This window comes from Streptomyces sp. NPDC025784 (genome assembly GCF_055558435.1).
Window position 1 is genome coordinate 561,074 of the sequence record NZ_JBVHMN010000001.1, and the last position, 23,024, is coordinate 584,097.

Consider the following 23,024-nt stretch of genomic DNA (forward strand, 5'->3'; position numbering starts at 1 on the left):
AGCATGGAACCCATGCCCAACCCGCATACCGAAACCTCGGACTCCCTGCCGCCGGACGCATCGGCACCGGTCTCCTCGCCATCGGACTCCATACCTCCGGGCTCTCTTGCAGCGAGCGCCCCGGCGCCCCGGGGCGCCCCCGATCTGAGCACCACGTGGCTGCGGGTCTTCCTGGAGGTGGCCCGGCACGGTTCGTTCACCGTGGCGGCGCGGACACTGGGATGGACCCAGTCGGCGGTGTCGCGCCAGATCTCCTCGCTGGAGGCGGCGCTCGGCGGGGCGCCCCTCTTCGACCGGCTTCCCCGGGGCGTCCGGCTGACGGAGGCCGGGCAGGTCCTCGTGCCGCACGCCGAGTCGGTGGTCCAGCGACTCCTCGGGGCCGGCCGCGAGCTGGCCGCACTGCGGGAGCGGGCCGGCGGACGCCTGCGGGTGGGCGCCTTCGCCACGGCGGACGCGGCCCTCGTCCCGCGGGCCATCGCGGCGTTCCGGGTCCGCAGTCCCGGGGTCCGGCTCAGCCGCGAGGAAGGACTCACCCCCGCGCTGCTGGACCGGCTCTCCGCCGACCGGCTCGATCTCGCGGTCGTGTCGACGACGGGCCGGGCCCGGCTGGACACCTGCGCCCTGCACCACATCCTCGACGAGTCCCTGTACGTCGCCGTCCCCGCCGGGCATCCGCTCGCCGCCGAAGCGTCCGTGCGGCTGCCCCGGCTCGCCGACGCCGACTGGATCTCCGGGGGTCCGGGCCCCGAGGGCACCCTCCTCGACGCGGCCCTGCGGCACGGGTTCCGGCCACGCGTCGCACACGTCGTCGCCGAGTGGACCGCCAAGCTGGGATACGTCGCCGCCGGGCTCGGCGTCACCCTGGTCCCGGCGCTCGCGGCGGAGTCCGTGCGGCCCGACGTCGCCCTGCTCCCGGTGCTCGACGAGGACGCACCGGCACGGGCGGTGTACGCGGCGACCGTGCGCGGGCGGCCCCTGACACCGGCGGCGCAGGCGTTCCTGGCCGCCCTGCGGGAGTCGGCGACGAGGATCCCCGGCACCCGTGCCGTCGGGGCGGTGTGAATGGTCCGGCCGCCTCCACGCCCGTCTCCGGGTCGGCTCGAACCGCCCGGTCACACGGGCCTTCCCGGTCACGTGCCATGGCGTGTGCCCCGGCCGTCACGGGATACTGCCGCCGTCCGGCAGCGTCCCCCGAGCTCCCGACCGCGCAGGAGCGAGGGACTCCCCCCCATCCCGGCGACGGAAGGTACGAACTCCCCTGACTCACCGATGCGTTCGGATCGGCATTCTCGGACTCACCCTCGTGGCGGGACTCGCGACGGCCACCGCGGGCACCGCACCCGCCGCCGCATCCCCCACCGTGGAGGAGCAGCGGCTCGACCGGGCGGCGCCCCAGGAGATCCGGCGCCGTTCCGGATTCGACTCCGTGGCGCCGCGGTTCGCGCGGGCCCTGGCCGACGCGGACTCCTACGCCGAGGCGGAGCACCTCGTCGAGCGGCAGAGAGCCCGGCTGTGGCGGCGGCGACTACCAGTCGAACGAGATCGCGTACCGCGCGACCCTGCTGCGCGACCGTCTCGGCCTGCACTCCTCGCTGCCCGGAGGGCATGTGCGCACGCCTGTGCTCCAGTTCGGCACGGGCAGCACGGACCCGGCGACCGGCACGGCCTCCGACCCCGAGTTCGTGCGCAACCGGCTGGACATCATCGCGCAGGTGCGGGCGATCCTGACGGTCGCCGCGGACACCACCGCTCCCGCCGTCAGTGGGACGGAGCGAAGGCGAGACTGATGCCGAGCCCGGCCAGGACGGATCCGATGACCTTGTTCAGGACCTTCTGGCCGCGCAGCATCAGCGTGCGCATCCGGTCGTGCGAGAAGAACACGGCGACCACGCCGAACCACAGCAGGTGGGCGAGGGACATGAACAGCCCGTAGCCCGCCTGCTGGTAGAGCGGCGTGCCGGGGCTGACGACCTGGGCGAACGTCGACACCACGAAGAGCGTCGTCTTCGGGTTGAGGACATTGGTGAGGAACCCGGTGCGCAGCGCGGCCCACGGGGTCAGCTCCGTCTTGTTCTCCAGGTCCACCTCGACGTCGCCGCGCGCCCGGAACGTGCGTACGCCGATGTACACGAGGTACGCCGCGCCGATCAGCTTGATCACCGTGAACAGGGCGGTCGAGGACGCGATCAGCAGGCCCACGCCCAGCATCGTGTACGTCACGTGCACCAGGACGCCGGCGGCGACGCCCGTGGCGGCCAGCAGGCCCGTCCTGCGGCCGTAGAGGTAGCTGTTGCGGACCACCATGGCGAAGTCGGCGCCCGGGGCGACGACGGCCAGGACGGTGATGACGGCGACGGCGAGTATCTCGGTCACGGGGCGACTTCCTCCTCGGGAGCGTCCGCTCCGGTCTCGGCGGTCTCCTCGTCGAGGAGTTCACGCGCCATCAGGGTGGCGCCGGCGACGGCTCCGGGCATCAGGAACACGGCCACGAACGGCACCAGGAACGCGATGCCCAGCGGGGTGCCGAAGCCCCAGACCAGCATCTTGCGGGAGCGGAGCAGGGTGAGGCGTTCGCGCAGATCGACGCGGCGGCGCTGCAGGGCGACCGCGACGAGCTCCTCCGTGAGGAAGAAGCCGGTGACGAAGAAGCCGATCACCGGGACGGCGGTCTGGCCGACGAAGGGCACGAAGCCCAGGGCGAAGAGCAGTACACCCCAGACGGCGGCCCGTACGAGGATGCGGAGGCTGTCGCGCCCGGAGATCCACAGTTCCCGCCAGAGCGGCAGCCCCGACTCGGGGGCCGTGCCGTCCGGGGAGACGTCCCGGTCGACCTTCTCGGAGAGGTTCTCGTAGAACGGCTGCCCCACGAGGAGGGTGACCGCGGTGAAGGTGAGGACGGCGAGGAGCAGGGCCAGGGCGACGAGCACGGCGGTGAGCAGGCCCCGGAACAGTCCCTGCCAGGGGCTGGTCCAGTCGTCCGCGAAGGGGGTCGCCCAGCCGATGAAGTCCTCGCCGTACAGGGCGAGAGAGACGAGGGCCGCCGCGTACAGGACCAGGGTGATGAGGCCCGGGAGCAGACCGAAGCCGAACTGCTTCCCGTGCCCGGCCACCCATCGCTGGCCCCGCACCAAGTAACCGAAGCCCACCCCGAGATCGCGCATGAGGGGAACTCTAGCGGGGCGGGCCTCCGGGCCCGGGCGGGCCCTGTGGCCCCCGGCGGCCCGCACTCCGGACGCCGCACGCCCGGTGCCGGGGCGGGCGGGTCACGCCGGGGTGACCGCGACCACCACCGTGCGGTCGGCGGCGGGGGACACCGCCGCCGAGACACGGACGGCCCCGGCGCGCGCCACCTGGCCGGCCCGGGACGCCGTGGAGAGGAGCAGTGGCTGAAGCTGTTCGAGCCCGGCGACGAGCATCTCCTCGCCGGCGACCAGGACCGGCCGGGCCGTCCGCATCACGGCGGCGGCCGCCTCCGTGAGGTCGGCGAGCGGGGGCAGCGTGGCCCGTACGACCCCTGCCCCGGCCACCGCCGCCCGCTCCGCCAGCGTGACCTGGAGCGGCAGCAGCGGTGCGAGCGCGGCGGTCAACGCGTCGGCGATGCGCCGCAGTTCGGGCGTGGAGCCGCGCAGGACGTCGGCGGCTGCCCGCAGCACCGGGGTCAGCGCGAGCAGCACACTCGCGGCGATGCCGGCGGCCGCGGGCAGCAGTGGCGAGGACGCGTCGACCAGTTCGCCGAGTGCGGCGACCGCCTCCTGCACGGCGGGTTCGACCGCGTCGAGGACGGGCAGCAGGCTGTCGCCGAGCGCGGCCAGCAGCGCCTGCGCGGGTTCGCTCACGGGGTGCACCGCGAGGGGTGCCCCGCTGGTGCCGAGCCGGGTCAGGGTGTCCACCATCCGGTAGAACGCCTCCTGCGCCTGCGGGGAGGCGCTCGCCTCGGCGAGTTCGGCGGTCGTCTCGCGCAGCACGCGCAGCGCCTCCGCCCCGGACCCGTCCCGGGGGTCGAGGGTGTTGACGGCGATCCTGGTGATGTTCCCTGCCGTGTCGAGGAGTTGGCCGGTGATGTCGGTCGTGCTGCGCGCCATGCGCAGCACGTCCTCCCGGCTGGGGAGCGACGGAATCGGGGACATGGGGCCTCCTCGCCACGCACGTTGCCGCTCGGCCGTTCGCTTCGGCGGTCCGGCCCTCCGTCGCGCCGGCGCCCGCACTCAGCATGCCCCTTCCGGTCCACCGGTGCTGCGCCATCCGGGCCATCACCGATGGCTGCGGTGACGAGAACGCGCTCTTGTTGCGGATGGGTCGAACAGGTACACCTCGCCGTACCGACGTGGACCGACCTGACCCGCTCTCAGGAAGCCCCCGGCGCCCGGTCCGGGGAACCCAGGAGGTACGACACGTGCGCCTGCCGAAGCCCGTCGCCAGACCCGTCCTGACCGCCGCCGTCGCCGTGACGGCGGCGGGTTCGCTGCTGCTCGCCCCGCACAGCGCCACAGCGGACCGCAGACCGCCCGTCCGTGAGGGCTCGGCCCCGGCGCACGGGGCCGCCGGGGCGCCGGCCGCTGCCGCCCGCACCGCCCTCACCGCACCCGTCACCGATCTCGCGGCGGACGGCCGCGGCTACCCGCGCGAGCAGGTCCTCGCCGCGGACCCGGAGAACCCGGCCGACAAGTCCCTCAAGCTGGGCCTCGTCCCGTACCACGCCATCGCTCCGAAGCTGAACGCCCTCCAGCGGCTGGGCGACCGGGTGAGTGTCGAGGTGGCGGGCCGCTCGGCCGGAGGCCACCGCCTCTACCTGGTCACCGTCACCGCACCGGAGTCCGCACGCCGGGCCCGCGAGCAGGAGCGCATGCGTGAGCTCATCGAGAACGACCCCGGGGCGGCGGCGAAGGACCGGACGATCAGGACGGCGTACAAGACGCCGGTCTTCTTCGACAGCAACATCCACGGCGACGAGTGGGAGGGCACGGACGCGGCCCTCCGGCTGATCGAGCGGCTCGCGACCGCCCGGGACGCCGGGACGAAGGACCTGCTCGCGCACAGCCGGCTGTACTTCGACATCACCGCGAACCCGGACGGCCGGATCGCCGGCACCCGTGAGAACGCGGGCGGCTTCGACCTGAACCGGGACTTCGTCACCGCCTCGCAGCCCGAGGTGCGCGCGATGCGGCAGATCGAGATCGACAAGCAGCCGGCCGTCATGCTCGATCTGCACGGCTACGTCAACGGCACCCTGATCGAGCCGACGACCCCGCCGCACGGCGAGAACTACGAGTACGACCTGTTCCTCAAGAACACCTACGCCAACGCCCTCGGCATGGAGGCCGCCGTCAACGGCCTGGGCCACACGCCCGACAAGGACGGGGTGGAGCCGGCCCACATCCCGTTCCGGGACCAGCAGGAGGGCTGGGACGACTGGCCGCCCGTCTTCACCCCGCAGTACGCGGCCTTCCACGGCACGGTCGCCGCGCACACCGTCGAGATCCCGCTGACGGTGAACGGCTCGGCGTACGACACGCTGCCGGCCGCCGAACTGCGGCGGCGCTCGGCCGTCAACGTGGACGTGGCGGGTGCGGCCATGCGCGCCACCCTCGACTTCGTCCGGACCCACCGGGCCTCGCTGATCGCCGACCAGATCGAGGTGTTCCGGCGCGGGTCGGCGGGCGCCGCGCAGGTGCCGGTGTCCGCGAAGACCGTGCCCGGCGTGCCGGGCATCGGCCCCGAGGACGTCTACACGACCGTCTTCCCGCGGGCCTACGTCGTGCCGGCGGGCGGCACCCAGCGATCCGCGACGGCCGCCGCGCGCCTGGTGGACCACCTGATCGCCGACGACGTCCGCGTGACCCGGGCGACCCGCGACTTCCGGCTGGCGGGGCGGACGTACCCGAAGGGCTCGTACGTCGTCGATCTGCACCAGCCCAAGCGCGGTCTGGCGAACGCGCTGCTGGCGGACGGCAGGGACATCAGCGACAAGGTGTCGACGATGTACGACATCTCGGGCTGGAGTCTGGGCCGGCTGTGGGGAGCGACGGTCGAGCGGGTGCCGGGCGGAAACCTGGCGGGGGTCCCGCGCACCGCGGTCCGTTCCGCGGCGCCGGTGGGGCATGTCGCCGCGCACGGCGACCTCCGGCTCCGCCTCGACACCCCGCAGGAGATCGCCGCTGTCAACTCCCTGCTGCGGGACGGAGTCGCGGTGCGGCGGAGTGCGGACGGCAGTGCGCTGGTGCCGTCCTCGGCCCGCGCGCGGGCCGTCTCCCTGGCGCGCGCGTACGACGTCGTCTTCGAGACGGCGAAGGCGGCCGGCGGCACCCCGCTGCGCGCCGTCCGGGTCGCCGCCGCGGTCACCCCCGGCGAGCTGTTCGCGCTGCGCGAGATGAACTTCGACGTGGTCCCGGTGTCGACGGCGATCCTCGACGCGGGCTTCGACTGGTCCGCCGCCGACGTGCTGTTCGTGTCGTCGGGCCTCGACCACGCGGCGCTCACCCCGTCGGCGCGGACGGCCCTCGACGCGTTCCTGCGCGCCCACGGCCTGGTCGGGCGCGGTGCGGTGGGCGCGGCGCTCAACACGGATGCCGGACTGCTCGCGGTGCGGCCGGTGGAGGGCGACGGCGACGCCAACGGCGTGGTGCGGGTGGTGAACTCGGGCGGGCCGGTGACCACGGGCGCCCCTGATCACAGCTTCGTGTACGCCCCGGTCTGGTTCACGGCCCTGGGGCCGGGCGTCCGGGTCGAGCAGTCGTACGCGACGGGCGATCCACTGGTCTCCGGGCACTGGCGGCCCTCGGCCGACGGCACCGGAGGTCCCGCCGCGGCGGCGGGCCGCCCCTCGGTGGTCAGCGGCCCGCACGTGGTCCTGTTCGGCACGGAACCGCTCTTCCGCGACCATCCCAAGGGCGAGTTCTCGCAGGTGGGGAGGGCTCTGCTGACGGTCTCCTGAGGCGGCCGGCGAAAGGGCGGAGGCCGCACCCCACGTCCCGGGGTGCGGCCTCCGTCGTGTGCAACGAGCGCCGTCAGGCAAGCGTCACGGTGATGTTGCCGCGGGTCGCCTTGGAGTACGGGCACACCTGGTGCGCCTTCTCGACGAGCGCGCGGGCGGTGGCGGCGTCGACGTTCGGGATGTCGGCGGAGATCTCGACGATGATCCCGAACCCGTCGTCGTTCCTGCCGATGCCGACCTTGGCCGTGACGGTCGATCCGGAGACGTCGGCGTTCTCCTGGCGCGCGACGACGCCGAGGGCGCCCTGGAAGCAGGCGCTGTACCCGGCGGCGAAGAGCTGCTCCGGGTTGGTTCCGGCGCCGCTTCCGCCCATCTCCTTGGGCGGGTTGACGACGACGTCGAGCTTGCCGTCGTCGGTGGCGACCCGGCCGTCCCGGCCGTTCTCGGCGGTGGCGACGGCGGTGTACAGGACGTCGGTCTGCTGGATGGACATACGGTGCGTTCCTCCTAGGCCCGCCGCGACTCGCGCCCACGATCGCGACAACTTCGGAAAGAAGTTACCGCATGCCGGAAATCCAGGAAACAGATCCCGCCCGGAGACCGGCACCCGCCGCCGCGGGCCCGCGGGGTCCGGCGGTCACCGCCGGGCCCCGCGGGCCGAGAGCCCGGCCGCCGCCGCGGCCGTCACGGGCTCAGAGCTTGACGATCATCTTTCCGATGTTGTCGCCGCGCAGGACGCCGAAGAACGCCTCCAGGTTGTTCTCGATGCCCTCGACGACCGTCTCGCGGTACTTGAGCTGCCCGGACGCCACCCAGGGGCCGACCTCCTGGACGAACTGCTGCTGGAGGTCGTAGTGGTCGCTGACGAGGAAGCCCTCGATGCGGCCGCGGGTCTGGATGAGCCGGGCGAGGTTCTTGGGGCCGGGAGCCGGCTCGGTGTTGTTGTAGATGGAGATCATGCCGCAGACGGCGATCCGGCCGTTCACGTTGAGGGAGCCGATGGCCGCCTCCAGGTGGTCCCCGCCCACGTTGTCGAAGTAGACGTCGACGCCGTCGGGGGCGGCGGCCCGCAGCTGCTCGGCGACCGGCCCGTTCTTGTAGTTGAAGGCGGCGTCGAAGCCGTACTCCTCGACGAGCAGCTTGACCTTCTCGTCGGATCCGGCCGAACCGATGACGCGCGAGGCGCCCTTGAGCTTGGCGATCTGGCCGACCTGACTGCCGACGGCACCTGCGGCGCCGGAGACGAAGACGGAGTCGCCCTCCTTGAAGGACGCGGTGCGCAGCAGGCCGGCGTAGGCGGTGAGACCGGTCATGCCGAGCACGCCGAGGTACGTGGACAGCGGGGCGGCCGCCGGGTCGACCTTGACGGCCTGCTTGGCGGAGACGGTGGCGTACTCGCGCCAGCCGCCGAAGTGCAGCACGTGGTCACCGGGCGCGATGCCCTCGGCGCCGGAGGCGATGACCTCGCCCACGGCGCCGCCCTGCATGGTCTTGCCCAGCTCGAACGGGGCGGTGTACGACTTCGCGGCGCTCATGCGGCCGCGCATGTACGGGTCGACGGACAGGAACGCGTTCCGCACGAGGACCTCACCCTCCCCCGGCTGCCGGACCTCGGCCTCGACGAGCGCGAAGTCGTCGGCCTGGGGCCAGCCGACCGGCCGGCTGACCAGATGCCATTCACGGCTTACGGCGGGAAGCTGAGGGGTGTCGGTCATGAGGGTGCGCCTTTCCTGCGTTCTCACGGGCTCGCGTGCGTACCTGTCCGCACGTGCCCCGCGGCCGAAATACTTCAGTACCTGAAACAACCATGCGCCTGAATATTTCAGGATGTCAAGTAACGGGGTAGCCTGGAGTCCATGTCCACTCAGAAGACCCCCCGGATCGACCCCCTCACCCTGGAGGTCGTCGACCTCATCGGCTCGGTGGTGGCCCGCTATCACGAGGAGTACGAGGAGGCCGCCGCGGAGCACGCGCTGACCGGGGCGCAGGCGCGGCTGCTCGGACTGCTGTCGATGGAGCCGGTGCCGATGCGGCGGCTGGCGCAGCAGCTGAAGTGCGAGCCGTCGAACGTCACGGGGATCGTGGACCGGCTGGAGGCACGGGGCCTGGTGGAGCGGCGGCCGGATCCGGCCGACCGGCGCGTGAAGCTGGCGGCGGCCACGGCCGAGGGGCGCACGGTGGCCCGCGGCCTGCGGGAGTCGCTGAATTTCGCGCGTGAGCCCCTGGCCGGCCTCTCGGACGAGGAGCGTCTCGCACTGCGCGACCTGTTGCGCCGCATGCTCGACGCCTGACCGCCACCCGCCTCGGACGGCGCCGTCCGCGGGACCCGAAGGACCCCTGTCCCGGATCATGCCGGGTCCGCGCCGTCCGGCGTCGCGCCCGTGGCGGTCCCGTCAGCCGTCCGCGCTCCGCGCGGAGACGGGCCGCGCACCTCGGCCGCTGGTCCGTCCCGGCAGGCCGGGACGGACGCAGGGCGTGTGGCGCCCGCCCGGCCCGGGAGCGCTGCCACGCTCGTCGTCCATGGATGTGAGCACCTTCTACGCCCTCTTCTCCGCCACCTGCTTCACCCTGGTCGGCCTGTGGTGGAACGTCGTGCAGAGCCATGACGACTGGATGCGCGACGCCGGGCTGCGCCATGTCGTCGGCGGGATCTACCTTTCCTTCCTGCTGCCCGCCCTGATGGGCCTGTTCGCCCAGGTGGGCGGCTCCGAGCACCCGAAGATCTGGCGGACGGCCTTCATCGTTCTCGCCGTGATCGGCTGCGTGTGCACCCTGCGGCTGCTCGCCCGCGCCCGCGCCCGCGGCGACCGCTTCATCACCTGGCATCAGGCCGGCGCCGCACTGTTCTACGCACTGATCGCCGTCGTCGGCGCCTTCCCCGAACTCGCCCGCCACGTCGGGCTGAGCGGCATCCAGGCGGAGGCCCTGATGCTGATCGTCCTGATCGCCCTGGGCCATGCCCTGGCCTGGCGGTTCATGGCGGGAGAGGCCCGCGCCGCGGACGACTAGCGGGTCACGTGCACCACCACAGGAACCGGTTGCACGTCTCGGACGGCGTCGGGGCCGGCGGCGGAGCGGGCGTGGTCGGTGCGGTGGTGGGGGGCGCGGTCGTCGCGGGCGGCGCGTGGGACGCGGGCGCGGAGGCGGAATCCCCGGGCGCCGTGCCCGAGCCGGCCGACTGCTCCTCCTTGTCCTTCTCCTCGTCCTCGGCGGAGGCCGAAGCGGAGGCGGACGCGGAAGCGGAAGGTGACGCGGAGGCGTCGGCGGCGTCGCTCGCGGAGGCGCCGCCGACGCCTCCGGTGTCACCCAGCGGGCTGGCCGTCTCGCCGGGCTCCGGGGAGGCCGAACCGTCGGCGGAGTCCTCTCCGGCCGCCGCCGGCTTCTGGCTCAACCCGGGTGCGTCGATGCCGAGTTCGGCCAGGCTGAGCGCACCGGCCGCCAGGACGAAACCGGCGGCTATCAGCAGTGTCCTGCGCCGCCGACGGCGGTGCGCCGCGGCCTTGCGGTCACGCCGGCTGGCCCCGCCCGGAATCTCCGGCCCGTCCGGGTCACCCGGGTCCTCCGCCGCCCTGCCCCGGCCGCGGCCTCGCCGCCGGGCGGCCCGCCCGAGGTGCTCCTCCGGTCCGTCGTCGCCGTAGGAGGTGTCGGCCGCGTCCGCACCCGGTTCCGGATGCGGCTCGGGGACCTCCGCGTGCGCGCGGAGTTCTTCGACGGGGGTGCCGCACCCCGGGCAGGCAAGGGCGCCGTTGAGGTGCCGTCGGCACGGGTGGCAGTAGTCCATGACGCGGGAAGACTAAGTTCCGCACACGTCACGTTCATAGGCACAGCTGTGAAAATTGTGTGGGGAAGTGGCCGTTCCGGCGCGGCGACTCTAGACACCCCCGACCATTCCCCGCCATCCCACTCCCATCGCGTCGAAACCGTTATGCGTTCGACCCATTGACACCTCCCGGGCCGCATCCTTACTGTCACGCCAACATTTCGAACGTGTGACGAAATTTCGAACAGATCCGAAGCACAGGGGGCAACTGCCGTGCGCATCACGGGAATCAGCACACACGTGGTCGGGACGCCCTGGCGGAACCTGACCTACGTCCAGGTGCACACCGACGAGGGCATCACCGGAGTCGGCGAGACCCGCATGCTGGGCCACACCGACGCGCTGATCGGGTATCTGCGGGAGGCGGAGGCCAACCACATTCTCGGCTCCGACCCGTTCGCTGTCGAGGACCTCGTACGACGGATGAAGTACGGCGACTACGGCCGCGCCGGCGAGATCGTGATGTCCGGTATCGCCGTCGTCGAGATGGCGTGCTGGGACATCAAGGGCAAGGCCCTCGGCGTGCCGGTGTGGCAGCTGCTCGGCGGCAAGGTCACCGACAAGGTCAAGGCCTACGCCAACGGCTGGTACACCACCGAGCGGACCCCGGAGGCCTACCACAAGGCCGCGCAGGAGGTCATGGCCCGCGGGTACCGGGCACTGAAGATCGACCCCTTCGGCACCGGGCACTTCGAGCTCGACCACGAGCAGAGCCTGTACGCCGTCTCGCTCATCGAGGCCGTGCGGGACGCCATCGGACCCGACGCCGAACTGATGCTGGAGATGCACGGCCGCTTCTCGCCCGCCACCGCCATCCGGCTGGCCCGCGAACTCGCCCCCTTCAAGCCCGCCTGGCTGGAGGAGCCGGTCCCGCCGGAGAACCTCAAGGCGCTGGAGAAGGTGGCCGCGAAGGTCGACATCCCGGTCGCCACGGGCGAGCGCATCCACGACCGCATCGAGTTCCGCGAGCTCTTCGAGAGCCAGTCGACGGACATCATCCAGCCCGACGTCGGCCACATCGGCGGCATCTGGGAGACGCGGAAGCTGGCCGCCACCGCCGAGGCGCACTACGTCCTGGTCGCGCCGCACAACGTCGGCGGACCGGTGCTGACCGCCGCCTCGCTCCAGGTCGGCTTCACCGCACCGAACTTCAAGATCCTGGAACACTTCAACGACTTCGCGGACGCGGAGATCAAGAAGGTCGTGAAGGGCGCCCCGCAGGTCGTCGACGGCTACTTCCAGCTCTCGGACGCGCCCGGGCTCGGTGTCGAGCTGGACACCGACGCGGCGGCCGAATTCCCCCAGCAGCAGGCCCGGTTCGACCTGTGGGCGGACGGCTGGGAGCAGCGCAAGCCGAAGGGGACGCGGTGAGCACCGCGGTCGTCGTCGAGGCGCCGGGCGAACACCGGCTGACCGCCCACGAGCCGGTGCGTCCGGCGGCGGGCGAGGCGCTCGTGCGGGTGCACGCGGTCGGGATCTGCGGCTCGGACCGCGAGGTCTACCAGGGCAACCGGCCCGAGGGGTACGTCCGTTACCCGCTGACGCCGGGCCACGAGTGGTCCGGAACGGTCCAGGAGGTGGGCGACGGGGTTCCGGCCTCGCTCGTCGGCCGCAAGGTCGTCGGTGAGGGCTTCCGCAACTGCCAGGTCTGCGACCGCTGCCACGCGGGCGAGACCACACTGTGCACGGCCGGGTACGAGGAGACCGGGTTCACCCAGCCGGGCGCCATGGCGGCCACGCTGACCCTCCCGGCCCGGCTGCTGCACGTCCTGCCGGACGACGCCGACCTGACGGCCGCCGCCCTGCTGGAGCCGGCCGCCTGCATCGCCGCCGCGGCGATCAAGGCGAACGCCCGGCCCGGCGAGCGGGTCGCGGTGGTGGGCACGGGGACGCTCGGGATGTTCGCCGTGCAGTTCCTCGCGGCGGGCTCCCCGGCCGAGCTCCTCGTGGTGGGCACCCGCTCGGACCGGGCGGCACTGTCCAGGGACTTCGGCGCCACGGACTTCCGTACCAGGGACCAGGAACTGCCCGGCGACTTCGACGTCGTCGTCGAGACCGCCGGGTCGGCGTCCGCCGCGCGTACCGCCGCCTCCCTGCTCCGGCGCGGCGGGCGCCTGGTCCTCACCGGGATCCCGGCGCCGGGTGCCGAGGGACTCGACCCGACCGACCTCGTCGTACGGCAGTTGGAGGTGCACACCGTGTTCGGGGCGCCGCCGGAGGCCTGGGCGCACACGGTGCGGGTGTTCGCCGCCGGGCTGCTGAACCCGTTGCCGCTGGTCACGCACGAGCTGCCGCTCGCCGAGTTCCCGCAGGCCATCGAGTTGGTGGGGTCGGGCGACCCCAAGGTCGGAAAGGTTCTGCTGCGCCCCTGAGCGCGTCGTCCCGCGCCCTCGATCAGTACGCCGGTACGGGGTTCCTGACGCTCCGTACCGGCGTACGCCCACCGACACGAACTTTGCTCGAGATATCGAACGCACGTATCGCACAACCGACGAACGCGAAGGACAGCTCGTGACCGACGCCGCACCCACGGCAGCCCGTCGACCCGGTGAGCAGGCGCTCGCCGCGCTCGGCCTGGGCGCGCCCGCCCCCGCACCCGCCGACGCCTCGCCGCACGCCTTCCCGGGAGGCGGCCGCTGGCGCACCGAGGTTCCCTCCGTGGAGGGGCCCGAGGCCCTCGCCGTCGTCCTCAAGGAGTCCTCCCGGCTCGACGTGCCGATCCACCGGATCAGCCAGGGCAGCGGCGTCTGGATGCTGACCGACGCCGAGATCACCGAGATGGTCGAGGCCACCGCCGAACGCGACATCGAGCTCTGTCTGTTCACCGGACCGCGCGGCACCTGGGACATCGGCGCCTCCGTGCGCACCGACTCGCGCGGGGCCGGACTGCGCGCCCGGGGCCACGACGCGGTCGCCGGCTGCGTCGAGGACGCCGTCCGGGCCACCGAACTGGGCGTCAAATGCCTCCTCGTCGCCGACGAGGGCGTGCTGTGGACGCTGCACCGTGCGCGTGAGGCCGGCATCGTCCCGGCCGACACGACCCTCAAGGTCTCGGCACTGATCGGCCCCGTCAACCCGGCCTCGTACGCCGTGTACGAGAACCTCGGGGCCGACTCGCTCAACGTGCCCAGCGATCTGACGCTCGATCACCTCACCGAGATCCGGCGGGTCTCCGCCGCCCCCATGGACATGTACATCGAGGCCCCCGACGACCTCGGCGGGTACGTGCGGATGTACGAGGTCGCCGAGCTCATCCGGCGCGGCGCACCGCTCTACCTGAAGTTCGGTCTGTCCAAGGCGCCCGGGATCTACCCGTACGGCACCCATCTGCGGGACCTGACCCTGGACACCGCCCGGGAGCGGGTGCGGCGCGGCCGGCTCGCTCTCGACCTGCTCGCCCGGCACGGCGCGGACGGCGACATGGCGCCGCTCGGCTCCCGGCTGCCCGGCCCGCTCAACCGTTTCCCCACCGATGTCTGACACGCCGTCATCTCCCTCTCAACGACGAGAAGAACAAGGACTGATCACCATGCGCAACCGCAGAGCCGCCCTCGCCGCCATCGCCGGAGCCGCCTCGCTCGCCCTCACCCTGTCCGCCTGCGGTCAGGACAGCGAGGGCGGCAGCAACGAGAACAAGGGCAGCGCGAAGGGCGGCACCATCGGCATCGCCATGCCGACCAAGTCCTCCGAGCGCTGGATCGCCGACGGCAAGAACGTCGTCAAGAACCTGGAGGCCAAGGGCTACAAGACCAAGCTGGTCTACGGCGAGGACGACCCGGACCAGCAGGTCTCGCAGATCGAGAACCTGATCACCCAGGGCGTCAAGGCGCTGATCGTCGCGGCCATCGACAACAAGTCGCTGAACAACGTGCTCCAGCAGGCCGCCGACGCGGACATCCCGGTGATCGCCTACGACCGTCTGATCCTCGGCACCAAGAACGTCGACTACTACGCGTCCTTCGACAACACCAAGGTCGGCGAGCTCCAGGCCAACTACATCGTCGACAAGCTCGGCCTGAAGAACGGCAAGGGCCCGTTCAACATCGAGCTGTTCGCCGGTTCGAACGACGACAACAACACCAAGTACTTCTTCAACGGCGCGTGGAGCGTCCTGAAGCCGTACGTCGACAGCAAGAAGCTCGTCGTCCAGTCCGGCCAGACCGGCCTCACCCAGGTCACCACCCTGCGCTGGGACGGTGCCACCGCGCAGAAGCGCATGGACGACATCCTCACCAAGTCGTACCAGAGCAAGAAGGTCGACGCGGTGCTCTCGCCGTACGACGGCATCTCCATCGGCATCCTGTCGGCGCTGAAGTCGGACGACTACGGCTCCAAGAGCAAGCCGCTGCCCGTCGTGACCGGTCAGGACGCCGAGCTGGCCTCGGTGAAGTCGATCATCGCGGGCGAGCAGACGCAGACCGTCTACAAGGACACCCGTGAGCTGGCCAAGGTCGCCGCGAACATGGTCGACGCCGTCCTCGGCGGCAAGAAGCCGGAGACCAACGACACCAAGACCTACGACAACGGCACCAAGGTCGTCCCCGCCTACCTGCTCCAGCCGGTGAGCGTCGACAAGAGCAACTACAAGCAGGTCCTCGTCGACGGCGGCTACTACACGGAGGGCGAGCTCAACTAACCGCCGGTCCCATCGATTTCCCACTGACTGGAAGGCACGACCATGGCGGGACCCGTCCTGGAAATGCGCTCGATCGTCAAGACCTTTCCCGGTGTCAAAGCGCTGTCGGACGTCACCCTGACCGTCCGCCAGGGCGAGGTCCACGCCATCTGCGGGGAGAACGGCGCCGGCAAGTCCACCTTGATGAAGGTGCTCTCCGGCGTCCATCCGCACGGCAGTTACGAAGGCGAGATCCTCTTCGAGGAGGAGCTCTGCCGCTTCAAGGACATCCGGGCGAGCGAGCAGCACGGCATCGTCATCATCCACCAGGAGCTGGCGCTGGTGCCGTACCTCTCCCTCGCGGAGAACATCTTCCTCGGCAACGAGCACGCCAAGGGCGGGCTCATCAACTGGAACGAGACCCTGCGGCACGCCACCGAGCTGCTGCGCCGGGTCGGTCTCGACGACCACCCCGAGACCCGCGTCGCGGACATCGGCGTGGGCAAGCAGCAGCTCGTCGAGATCGCCAAGGCGCTGTCGAAGAAGGTCAAGCTGCTCATCCTGGACGAGCCGACAGCCGCCCTGAACGACGAGGACAGCGGCAAACTCCTGGACCTCATACTGGAGTTGAAGAACCAGGGCATCACCTCGATCATCATCTCCCACAAGCTCAACGAGATCCGCCGGGTCGCCGACTCGGTCACCATCCTCCGCGACGGCCGGTCCATCGAGACGCTCGACGTGAAGGCGCCCGAGACCACCGAGGACCGGATCATCAGCGGCATGGTCGGCCGCGACCTGGACCACCGCTTCCCCGAACGCACCGCGTACGACGGCGAGGAGGAGGCGGCCCCGGCCCTGGAGATCCGCGACTGGACGGTGCACCACCCCATCGACCAGCAGCGCAAGGTGGTCGACAACGTCTCGATCAACGTGCGGCGCGGGGAGATCGTCGGCATCGCCGGACTGATGGGCGCCGGCCGCACCGAGCTGGCGATGAGCGTCTTCGGTCGCACCTACGGCCGGCACGCGGGCGGCACGGTCCTCAAGGACGGCCGGGAGATCCGTACGAAGACCGTCGCCGAGGCGGTCGGACACGGGATCGCGTACGTCACCGAGGACCGTAAGCACTACGGCCTCAACCTCATCGACACCATCAACCGCAACATCTCGCTGACGGCCCTGAAGAAGGTCGCCCGGCGCGGGGTGGTCGACGAGCACGAGGAACGGCAGGTCGCCGAGGGCTACCGCACGTCCATGAACATCAAGGCGCCGACCGTCTTCGAGCCGGTGGGCAAGCTGTCCGGCGGCAACCAGCAGAAGGTCGTCCTCAGCAAGTGGATCTTCGCCGGTCCGGACGTGCTGATCCTGGACGAGCCGACCCGCGGCATCGACGTCGGCGCCAAGTACGAGATCTACACGGTCATCGACCAGCTGGCCGCCCAGGGCAAGGCGGTCGTCTTCATCTCCTCCGAACTGCCCGAGCTGCTCGGCATGTGCGACCGCATCTACACCATGGCCGCCGGGCGGCTCACCGGCGAGGTCCCGCGGGCCGAGGCCACGCAGGAAGTGCTGATGCGCCAGATGACGAAGGACAAAGAGGTAACCCGATGAGTACGGATGTGACCGCCAAGAGCCCGGCCCCGGCGCCGGCCGGGAAGAGCGGGAACTCGGCCGGGGGCGGCGGACTGCTCCAGCTGATGCTGGACGGACTGCGCCGCAACATGCGCCAGTACGGCATGCTGATCGCCCTCGGCCTGATCGTCGCCCTGTTCGCGGTCTGGACCGACGGCGACCTCCTGCTGCCGCGCAACGTCTCCAACCTGGTGCTCCAGAACAGCTACATCCTGATCCTCGCGATCGGCATGATGCTGGTGATCATCGCGGGCCACATCGACCTGTCGGTCGGTTCGCTCACCGCGTTCGTGGGCTCCTTCGCGGCCGTGCTGACGGTGCAGCACGACGTGGCGTGGCCGCTGGCCCTCGTGCTGTGCCTGGTGGTGGGCGCGGTGGCGGGCTCGGTCCAGGGATTCCTGATCGCCTATCTCGGCATACCGTCGTTCATCGTCACCCTCGCGGGCATGCTGCTCTTCCGCGGCCTGACGGAGATCCTGCTGAAGGGCCAGACCCTCGGCCCCTTCCCGGACGGGCTGCAGAAGATGGGCAACGGCTTCCTGCCGGAGGCCGGCCCGGACACGAACTACCACAACATCACGCTGCTCCTCGGCCTCGTGCTGATCGTCTTCGCGGTCCTCCAGGAGGTCCGTGACCGCAAGCGGCAGCAGGAGTTCTCGCTGGAGGTGCTGCCGCGCAACGTCTTCCTGCTGAAGCTCGTCGCCATCGTCGCGGCGATCCTCGTGGTCACGATGCTGCTCGCCAGCTACAAGGGCGCCCCGATCGTGCTGATCATCCTCGGCGTGCTGGTGGTCGGCTACGGCTATGTGATGCGCAACGCGGTCTTCGGCCGCCACATCTACGCGATCGGCGGCAACCTGCCGGCGGCCAAGCTGTCCGGCGTCAAGGACAAGAAGGTCACCTTCTACGTCTTCCTGAACATGGGCGTGCTCGCGGCCCTGGCGGGTCTGGTGGTCGCCGCCCGTCTGAACGCGGCCTCGCCGAAGGCGGGCCTGAACTTCGAGCTCGAGGCCATCGCCTCGTCGTTCATCGGCGGCGCGTCCATGAGCGGCGGTGTCGGCACCGTCCTCGGCGCGATCATCGGTGGTCTCGTGCTCGGTGTGCTGAACAACGGCATGAACCTCCTCAGCGTCGGCACCGACTGGCAACAGGTCATCAAGGGTCTGGCCCTGCTGGCCGCGGTCGGATTCGACGTGTGGAACAAGCGCAAGTCCGGTTCATAAGTCAGCTCGGGCCCCGCACCACGGTGCGGGGCCCGACCTTCATTGGGCGCGTGAGCCGAAGGGCCGTCGGCACCCCGCACGGACACCCCTGAGGCGAACCGAGCCACAAAAAGGGAGAGCCGCACAATGGAACTGAACAGACGCACGGTCATAGCAGGCGCGGCGGCAGCGGGCCTCGCCGCCACCACCCTCGGAACGGGCTCGGCCGAGGCCGCCCCGGGCGGCAGGAAGCCGGTCAAGGAGCTCTTCGGGAAGCTCGCCGACGGCACCAAGGTCCACCGCTGGTCGCTGGAGAACGGCGGCACCCGGCTGAAGGTCCTCAGCTGGGGCGGTGTCGTCCAGAGCCTGGAGCTCCCCGACCGGCACGGCCACTACGCCAACGTCTCCCTCGGCTTCGACAACATCGACGACTACGTGGCGAAGACGCCGTACTTCGGCGCCCTGATCGGCCGTTACGGAAACCGCATCGGCAAGGGGCAGTTCACGCTGGACGGCACCGCGTACCAGCTGTCCGTGAACGACGGCGTGAACAGCCTGCACGGCGGGACCAAGGGCTTCGACAAGCACGTCTGGGACGTCGAGCCGTTCACCAAGGGCTCCGACGTGGGCCTGCACCTGTACTACGTCAGCATCGACGGGGAGATGGGCTACCCGGGCACGCTCCGCACGAAGGTGACGTACACCCTCACCCGGGACGGCGACTGGCGCATCGACTACGAGGCCACCACCGACAAGGCCACCGTCGTCAACCTGACCAGCCATGTCTACTGGAACCTGGCCGGCGAGGGCAGCGGCTCGATCGAGAACCACGAGCTCACGATCGCCGCCTCCCGCTACACGCCCACCGACTCGGGACTGATCCCCACCGGTGAGCTGGCGAAGGTCTCCGGCACCCCCTTCGACTTCCGCAGGGCCAAGGCGATCGGCCGGGACATCCGGGCCGCGCACCCGCAGCAGGTCACCGCCAAGGGCTACGACCACAACTGGGTTCTGGACAAGGGCATCACGGCGCGGCCCGAGCACGTGGCGACCCTGCGCGACCCGTCCTCCGGCCGCACCCTGAGCATCGCCAGCGACCAGCCGGGCCTGCAGTTCTACTCCGGCAACTTCCTCGACGGCACCCTCGTCGGGACGGGCGGCCACGTCTACCGGCAGGGCGACGCGCTCTGCCTGGAGACCCAGCACTTCCCGGACTCACCGAACCAGCCCTCGTTCCCGTCGACGGTGCTGCGGCCCGGCCGGACGTACCGGACGAGCACGGTCCACTCGTTCGGGTCGTGACCCGACTTCACAGCGAGTTCACAATCTCCACACGACTTCACATCGATTGAACAGCGCCACCCCCGTATCCGTATGGAAGGGCGGCCCGTGCTCCCCCGCACGGGCCACCCACAAGACGGAGGGCCCGTTCTCCCCGACGGTCCGCCCCCTACGGAGGTTCCATGGCCGGCAATGTCACCTCGCTCTTTCGCGGCACCGCGGCGCACAGCCCGTCGATGGCCGCACTGACGCGGGAAAGTGACGGCGCCGGCCCGGTGGACTTCTGCATCCCGTGCAACCCGTACTTCCCCACGCCCGCGATGTTCGACGAACTGGCGGGCCGGCTGCGCGAGATCATCACCTACTACCCGAGCAGCGCGGACACCATCACCGCCGAACTGTGCTCGCTGCTCCAGCTCCCGCCGCAGTGCGTCGCGATGGGCAACGGCTCCACCGAGCTCATCACGTGGATCGACCACCTCCTCGTCCGCGACTCCCTCTCGATCCCCGTCCCCACCTTCGGCCGCTGGACCGACCAGCCGATGGAGACCGGCAAGCGGGTCGACATGTTCCCGCTCCAGGAATCCGCCGGATTCGCCCTCGACCTCGCCGCCTACGCGGAGTTCATCCGCGCCCGCGGCACCCGGGTCGCCGTGCTCTGCAACCCGAACAACCCCGACGGCGGCTTCCTGCCGCGCCACTCCGTCGTCCAGTTCATGGACGCCATGGCGGACCTGGACCTCGTGGTCATCGACGAGTCGTTCCTGGAGTTCGCCGACGCGGAGTCCGACCCCAGCGTGGTCGAGGACGCGGTGATGCGGCCCAACGTCATCGTGCTGCGCAGCCTCGGCAAGAACTTCGGTCTGCACGGCATCCGCTTCGGCTATCTCGTCGCCAACCCCGCCCTCGCCGGCAAGATCCGCTCGATGCTGCCCAAGTGGAACCTCAACTCCTTCGCGGAGACCGTGGTGTTCATGCTCAAGGAGCACGGCGCCGAGTACATGGAAAGCCTGCACATGGTCCGCCGCGACCGGCTCGACATGGCCCGCCAGCTCTCCGCCCTGCCCGGTCTGACGGTCTACCCGTCCCAGGGCAACTTCCTGTTCGTGCGCCTGCCCGTGGGCGCCGAAGGCACCGTGGTCCGGGACCGGCTGCTCACCGAGCACCGGATCCTGGTCCGCGAGTGCGGGAACAAGATCGGATCGTCCAGCCGCTTCCTGAGACTCGTGGTGCGCCCCCAGGTGGACGTGCGTCGCCTGGTGTCCGGCCTGGAACAGGTGCTCTACGGGACCAGGAGGGGAGCCGCCGTGCCCGAGCTGGGCACAGGGACCAGCTACAGCTCGGGCACGGCGGCGGTGGACCGCCTCGTCAGCGCCACCAACGGGGGCGGGATACAGGGGCTGGCCGCACAGGCGAACGCCTGGCCGGGGCCGGCCCCCGCCCAGCCCGGGCCGCCGCCCGGCCTGCCCGCTCCCCAGCCCGCCCCGAGTCTGCCCGCACCGCAGCCGCTGCCCCAGCCCCTGCCGCAGCCCGCTCCCCAGCCTGCGCCCGCGGCGGCGGCGAACTTCCCGGCCGCGCAGCCCGGCCCGCAGTTCCCCGCCCAGTCGACGGCCTGGCCGACGCCCGCCGCCGCACAGCTGCCCGGCACCGTCGCGAGCCCGGCACCGGCCCCCGCGCCGGCCATGCCCGCTCCGGTCGAGGGGCTCCAGCCCATCGGCCAGACCGGGATGCCGGGGATGAACAGGGCGGCCTCCCCCCTCGGCGCGCAGGGCGGGCTGACGGCGGCTCAGGTCCGCGGCCGGACCCAGCCGGAACCACCACCCCGGTCACAGCCCCCGCAGACGACCGGCTGGCCCGCCGTGGGCGCCATACTCTACAACCGGGCCGGCTGACACCCGAGGCCCGGGACACACGTCCGGCCGGGCGCCGTCCCGCACCGATCCCCGTCGGTGCCACGGCGTGCGGCTACACCGCCACGGGCACCCGCTCCTCGGCCCGCGGCACGGCGGCACGCTCCCTGCGGTGGGCGCGCACCGCGTGGCCGAGGGCGGCGGCCCACAGCACGAACAGCGCGACGTGGACCGGGGTGACGAGGGCGTCCGGCACACCGGCCCACTCGCTCGCGAGCAGCGTGCGGACGTTGGTGACGACGATGACGCCGCCCACCGCGGAACCCAGCACGCGGGGCGGCACCAGCCGGACCAGCCAGGCGGCGACCGGCGCGGCGACCAGACCGCCGAGCAGGAAGGCCGGCACCCAGGCCCAGGCCAGTCCCTGCGAGCCGAGCGAGAAGAGGAATCCGAGGCTCGCGGCGATCGCGACCAGGAACTCGCTGGTGTCGACCGAACCGATCACCTTGCGGGGCTCCATCCGGCCGCCGGCCAGCAGGGCGGGCGTGCCGACGGGACCCCAGCCGCCGCCCCCGGTGGCGTCCAGGAATCCGGCGACGAGCCCGAGCGGCGCGAGGAACCGCTTCCGCAGCGGCTCGTCCGACCGGCCCTCGGGCAGCCCGCGAAAGGTGAAGCGGGACATCACGTACACGCCGAGGGCCAGCAGGATCAGGGACATCGCGGGCTCCGCGACCTCGGTCGAGAGCTTCGACAGGACCGTCGCGCCGAGGAAGGCACCGACGGCGCCCGGCACACCGATCCGGGCGACGACCTTCCAGTCCACGTTGCCGAAGCGCCAGTGCGCGGCACCGGACATCAGAGTGGTGCCGATCTCCGCGAGGTGGACCGTGGCGGACGCCGCGGCGGGGTTGGTGCCCATGGTGCGTCCCGTCGTCGTTCCGGACCGCCGGGCCCGGAACCCCGGATGCCCACCGGCCGGGTGGGGATGATCGGGAGGCGGGGCTAGGACGCCGGTCTGAGGACAGCCTGAGTGCACGATGAGGACGGCTCACAGGTTGCGTACGCCGGACCGCCCCACCCCCTACAACGACACCTCCGGGGTGGGCCGGATCGCCCTGAACGGCCCCGTCCTCGAACGCCGGACGGGCTGAAGGGTGGCTCTCTGCCCTCAAGGCGGGACGGGCCGGGGTGGGATCCCCGCCGGACCCGACGGGAGCCACGGCCGGACGGGCCGACGGCCGGCCCCCAGCCCCACTCACACCCGCAGCCGCCTCCCCCGCAGAAGCGGCCGTGCCGGTGCATCACATGCCCGTTGCGGACGGCAACACGACCCCACCGCACCGACACACCGGACCACCCAAGGGCTGCAACGGGCGGATCACCGGCACGGCCCCGACCCACCCACCGGAAGGCGCCCGCACGCCGCCGCCTGGATGCCGGCGGTGCACACGCGTGCGGGGGTGCGCGGAGGCGTGCGGGACGAGAGCGGCCCGCACCCGTCACCGCCCGCCGTCCCGCCGCACGGCGGGCACCGGTACCGCCCGTACCGCGTAATCCGCCCACGCCGGGATCCTCATATGACCAGTGTGGGACGCACCGCTGTGGACAATGGCCGCACCCTCCCCCACGGCCTCGGCCACGCCCGGACAGGATCGGGCAAGTCAGGACAGGGGGATACCCATCGCCGTCC

Annotated in this window: 19 protein-coding genes and 1 pseudogene; 13 read left to right on the forward strand and 7 right to left on the reverse strand. The window is 71.5% G+C overall.

Annotation, left to right across the window (positions count from 1 at the left end; all coding sequences use genetic code 11):
- The first annotated feature begins 144 nt into the window (after positions 1-144).
- Entirely contained in the window at positions 145-1,062 is a 918-nt protein-coding gene (locus tag ACZ4IF_RS02510; RefSeq protein WP_467559931.1) for a LysR family transcriptional regulator, read from the forward strand.
- 404 nt (positions 1,063-1,466) lie between these two features.
- Positions 1,467-1,787, forward strand: a pseudogene (locus ACZ4IF_RS02515) (pyroglutamyl peptidase); the annotation flags it as partial.
- Here ACZ4IF_RS02515 and ACZ4IF_RS02520 read toward each other — a convergent pair.
- The 3 genes from ACZ4IF_RS02520 to ACZ4IF_RS02530 all read right to left on the reverse strand — a co-directional run bounded on the left by ACZ4IF_RS02520 (position 1,759) and on the right by ACZ4IF_RS02530 (position 4,127).
- Positions 1,759-2,373 carry a LysE family translocator gene (locus tag ACZ4IF_RS02520; RefSeq protein WP_345642678.1) on the reverse strand — a complete coding sequence of 205 codons (615 nt, stop codon included), beginning with the start codon at positions 2,371-2,373 and terminating at the stop codon, positions 1,759-1,761. The pseudogene ACZ4IF_RS02515 and the gene ACZ4IF_RS02520 overlap by 29 nt on opposite strands.
- A complete protein-coding gene (locus ACZ4IF_RS02525) occupies positions 2,370-3,161 on the reverse strand; it encodes an EI24 domain-containing protein (RefSeq protein WP_467558848.1) in 792 nt (263 codons plus the stop codon). The genes ACZ4IF_RS02520 and ACZ4IF_RS02525 overlap by 4 nt, the downstream gene beginning before the upstream one ends.
- Before the next feature lie 102 nt (positions 3,162-3,263).
- Entirely contained in the window at positions 3,264-4,127 is an 864-nt protein-coding gene (locus ACZ4IF_RS02530; RefSeq protein ID WP_467558850.1) for a hypothetical protein, read from the reverse strand.
- A gap of 266 nt (positions 4,128-4,393) precedes the next feature.
- On the opposite strand from ACZ4IF_RS02530, the gene ACZ4IF_RS02535 reads away from it, so the two are divergent.
- Positions 4,394-6,931, forward strand: coding sequence for a M14 family zinc carboxypeptidase (locus ACZ4IF_RS02535; RefSeq protein ID WP_467558852.1), 2,538 nt, complete (start codon positions 4,394-4,396; stop codon positions 6,929-6,931).
- 73 nt (positions 6,932-7,004) lie between these two features.
- On the opposite strand, the gene ACZ4IF_RS02540 is transcribed toward ACZ4IF_RS02535, so the two are convergent.
- Both ACZ4IF_RS02540 and ACZ4IF_RS02545 read right to left on the reverse strand, forming a co-directional pair.
- Positions 7,005-7,424, reverse strand: coding sequence for an organic hydroperoxide resistance protein (locus ACZ4IF_RS02540; RefSeq protein ID WP_345642664.1), 420 nt, complete (start codon positions 7,422-7,424; stop codon positions 7,005-7,007).
- A gap of 199 nt (positions 7,425-7,623) precedes the next feature.
- Positions 7,624-8,646, reverse strand: a complete 1,023-nt coding sequence (locus ACZ4IF_RS02545) for an NADP-dependent oxidoreductase (RefSeq protein WP_467558854.1) — start codon at positions 8,644-8,646, stop codon at positions 7,624-7,626.
- 141 nt (positions 8,647-8,787) lie between these two features.
- Here ACZ4IF_RS02545 and ACZ4IF_RS02550 point away from each other — a divergent pair, with 141 nt between their 5' ends.
- Positions 8,788-9,222 (forward strand): MarR family winged helix-turn-helix transcriptional regulator, encoded by a 435-nt coding sequence (locus tag ACZ4IF_RS02550; RefSeq protein ID WP_345642658.1) that lies wholly within the window; start codon positions 8,788-8,790, stop codon positions 9,220-9,222.
- A 229-nt stretch (positions 9,223-9,451) separates the two neighbouring features.
- Positions 9,452-9,940, forward strand: coding sequence for a hypothetical protein (locus tag ACZ4IF_RS02555; RefSeq protein ID WP_467558857.1), 489 nt, complete (start codon positions 9,452-9,454; stop codon positions 9,938-9,940).
- A 4-nt stretch (positions 9,941-9,944) separates the two neighbouring features.
- Here the strand turns inward: ACZ4IF_RS02555 and ACZ4IF_RS02560 are convergent, their stop codons facing one another.
- Positions 9,945-10,712 (reverse strand): SCO2400 family protein, encoded by a 768-nt coding sequence (locus tag ACZ4IF_RS02560; protein ID WP_467558859.1) that lies wholly within the window; start codon positions 10,710-10,712, stop codon positions 9,945-9,947.
- 252 nt (positions 10,713-10,964) lie between these two features.
- On the opposite strand from ACZ4IF_RS02560, the gene ACZ4IF_RS02565 reads away from it, so the two are divergent.
- From ACZ4IF_RS02565 to ACZ4IF_RS02600, 8 genes are all read left to right on the forward strand, one after another.
- Positions 10,965-12,122, forward strand: coding sequence for a mandelate racemase/muconate lactonizing enzyme family protein (locus ACZ4IF_RS02565; protein ID WP_345642649.1), 1,158 nt, complete (start codon positions 10,965-10,967; stop codon positions 12,120-12,122).
- Positions 12,119-13,123: a zinc-dependent alcohol dehydrogenase gene (locus ACZ4IF_RS02570; RefSeq protein ID WP_467558862.1), complete on the forward strand. Its 1,005-nt coding sequence runs from the start codon at positions 12,119-12,121 to the stop codon at positions 13,121-13,123. The genes ACZ4IF_RS02565 and ACZ4IF_RS02570 overlap by 4 nt, the downstream gene beginning before the upstream one ends.
- A gap of 139 nt (positions 13,124-13,262) precedes the next feature.
- Complete coding sequence (locus tag ACZ4IF_RS02575) at positions 13,263-14,231, forward strand: hypothetical protein (RefSeq protein WP_467558864.1); 969 nt, start codon at positions 13,263-13,265, stop codon at positions 14,229-14,231.
- A gap of 49 nt (positions 14,232-14,280) precedes the next feature.
- Positions 14,281-15,387, forward strand: a complete 1,107-nt coding sequence (gene chvE, locus ACZ4IF_RS02580; RefSeq protein WP_467558866.1) for a multiple monosaccharide ABC transporter substrate-binding protein — start codon at positions 14,281-14,283, stop codon at positions 15,385-15,387.
- Between the two features lie 42 nt (positions 15,388-15,429).
- Positions 15,430-16,980, forward strand: coding sequence for a multiple monosaccharide ABC transporter ATP-binding protein (gene mmsA / locus ACZ4IF_RS02585; RefSeq protein ID WP_467558868.1), 1,551 nt, complete (start codon positions 15,430-15,432; stop codon positions 16,978-16,980).
- Positions 16,977-18,224: a multiple monosaccharide ABC transporter permease gene (gene mmsB / locus ACZ4IF_RS02590; RefSeq protein ID WP_359491073.1), complete on the forward strand. Its 1,248-nt coding sequence runs from the start codon at positions 16,977-16,979 to the stop codon at positions 18,222-18,224. Before mmsA ends, mmsB begins: the two co-directional genes overlap by 4 nt.
- Before the next feature lie 126 nt (positions 18,225-18,350).
- Positions 18,351-19,505, forward strand: a complete 1,155-nt coding sequence (locus ACZ4IF_RS02595; RefSeq protein ID WP_467558870.1) for an aldose epimerase family protein — start codon at positions 18,351-18,353, stop codon at positions 19,503-19,505.
- 161 nt (positions 19,506-19,666) lie between these two features.
- Positions 19,667-21,376, forward strand: coding sequence for a pyridoxal phosphate-dependent aminotransferase (locus ACZ4IF_RS02600; RefSeq protein ID WP_467558872.1), 1,710 nt, complete (start codon positions 19,667-19,669; stop codon positions 21,374-21,376).
- Between the two features lie 73 nt (positions 21,377-21,449).
- Here the strand turns inward: ACZ4IF_RS02600 and ACZ4IF_RS02605 are convergent, their stop codons facing one another.
- Positions 21,450-22,253 carry a sulfite exporter TauE/SafE family protein gene (locus ACZ4IF_RS02605; RefSeq protein ID WP_467558874.1) on the reverse strand — a complete coding sequence of 268 codons (804 nt, stop codon included), beginning with the start codon at positions 22,251-22,253 and terminating at the stop codon, positions 21,450-21,452.
- Between the last annotated feature and the right edge of the window lie 771 nt (positions 22,254-23,024).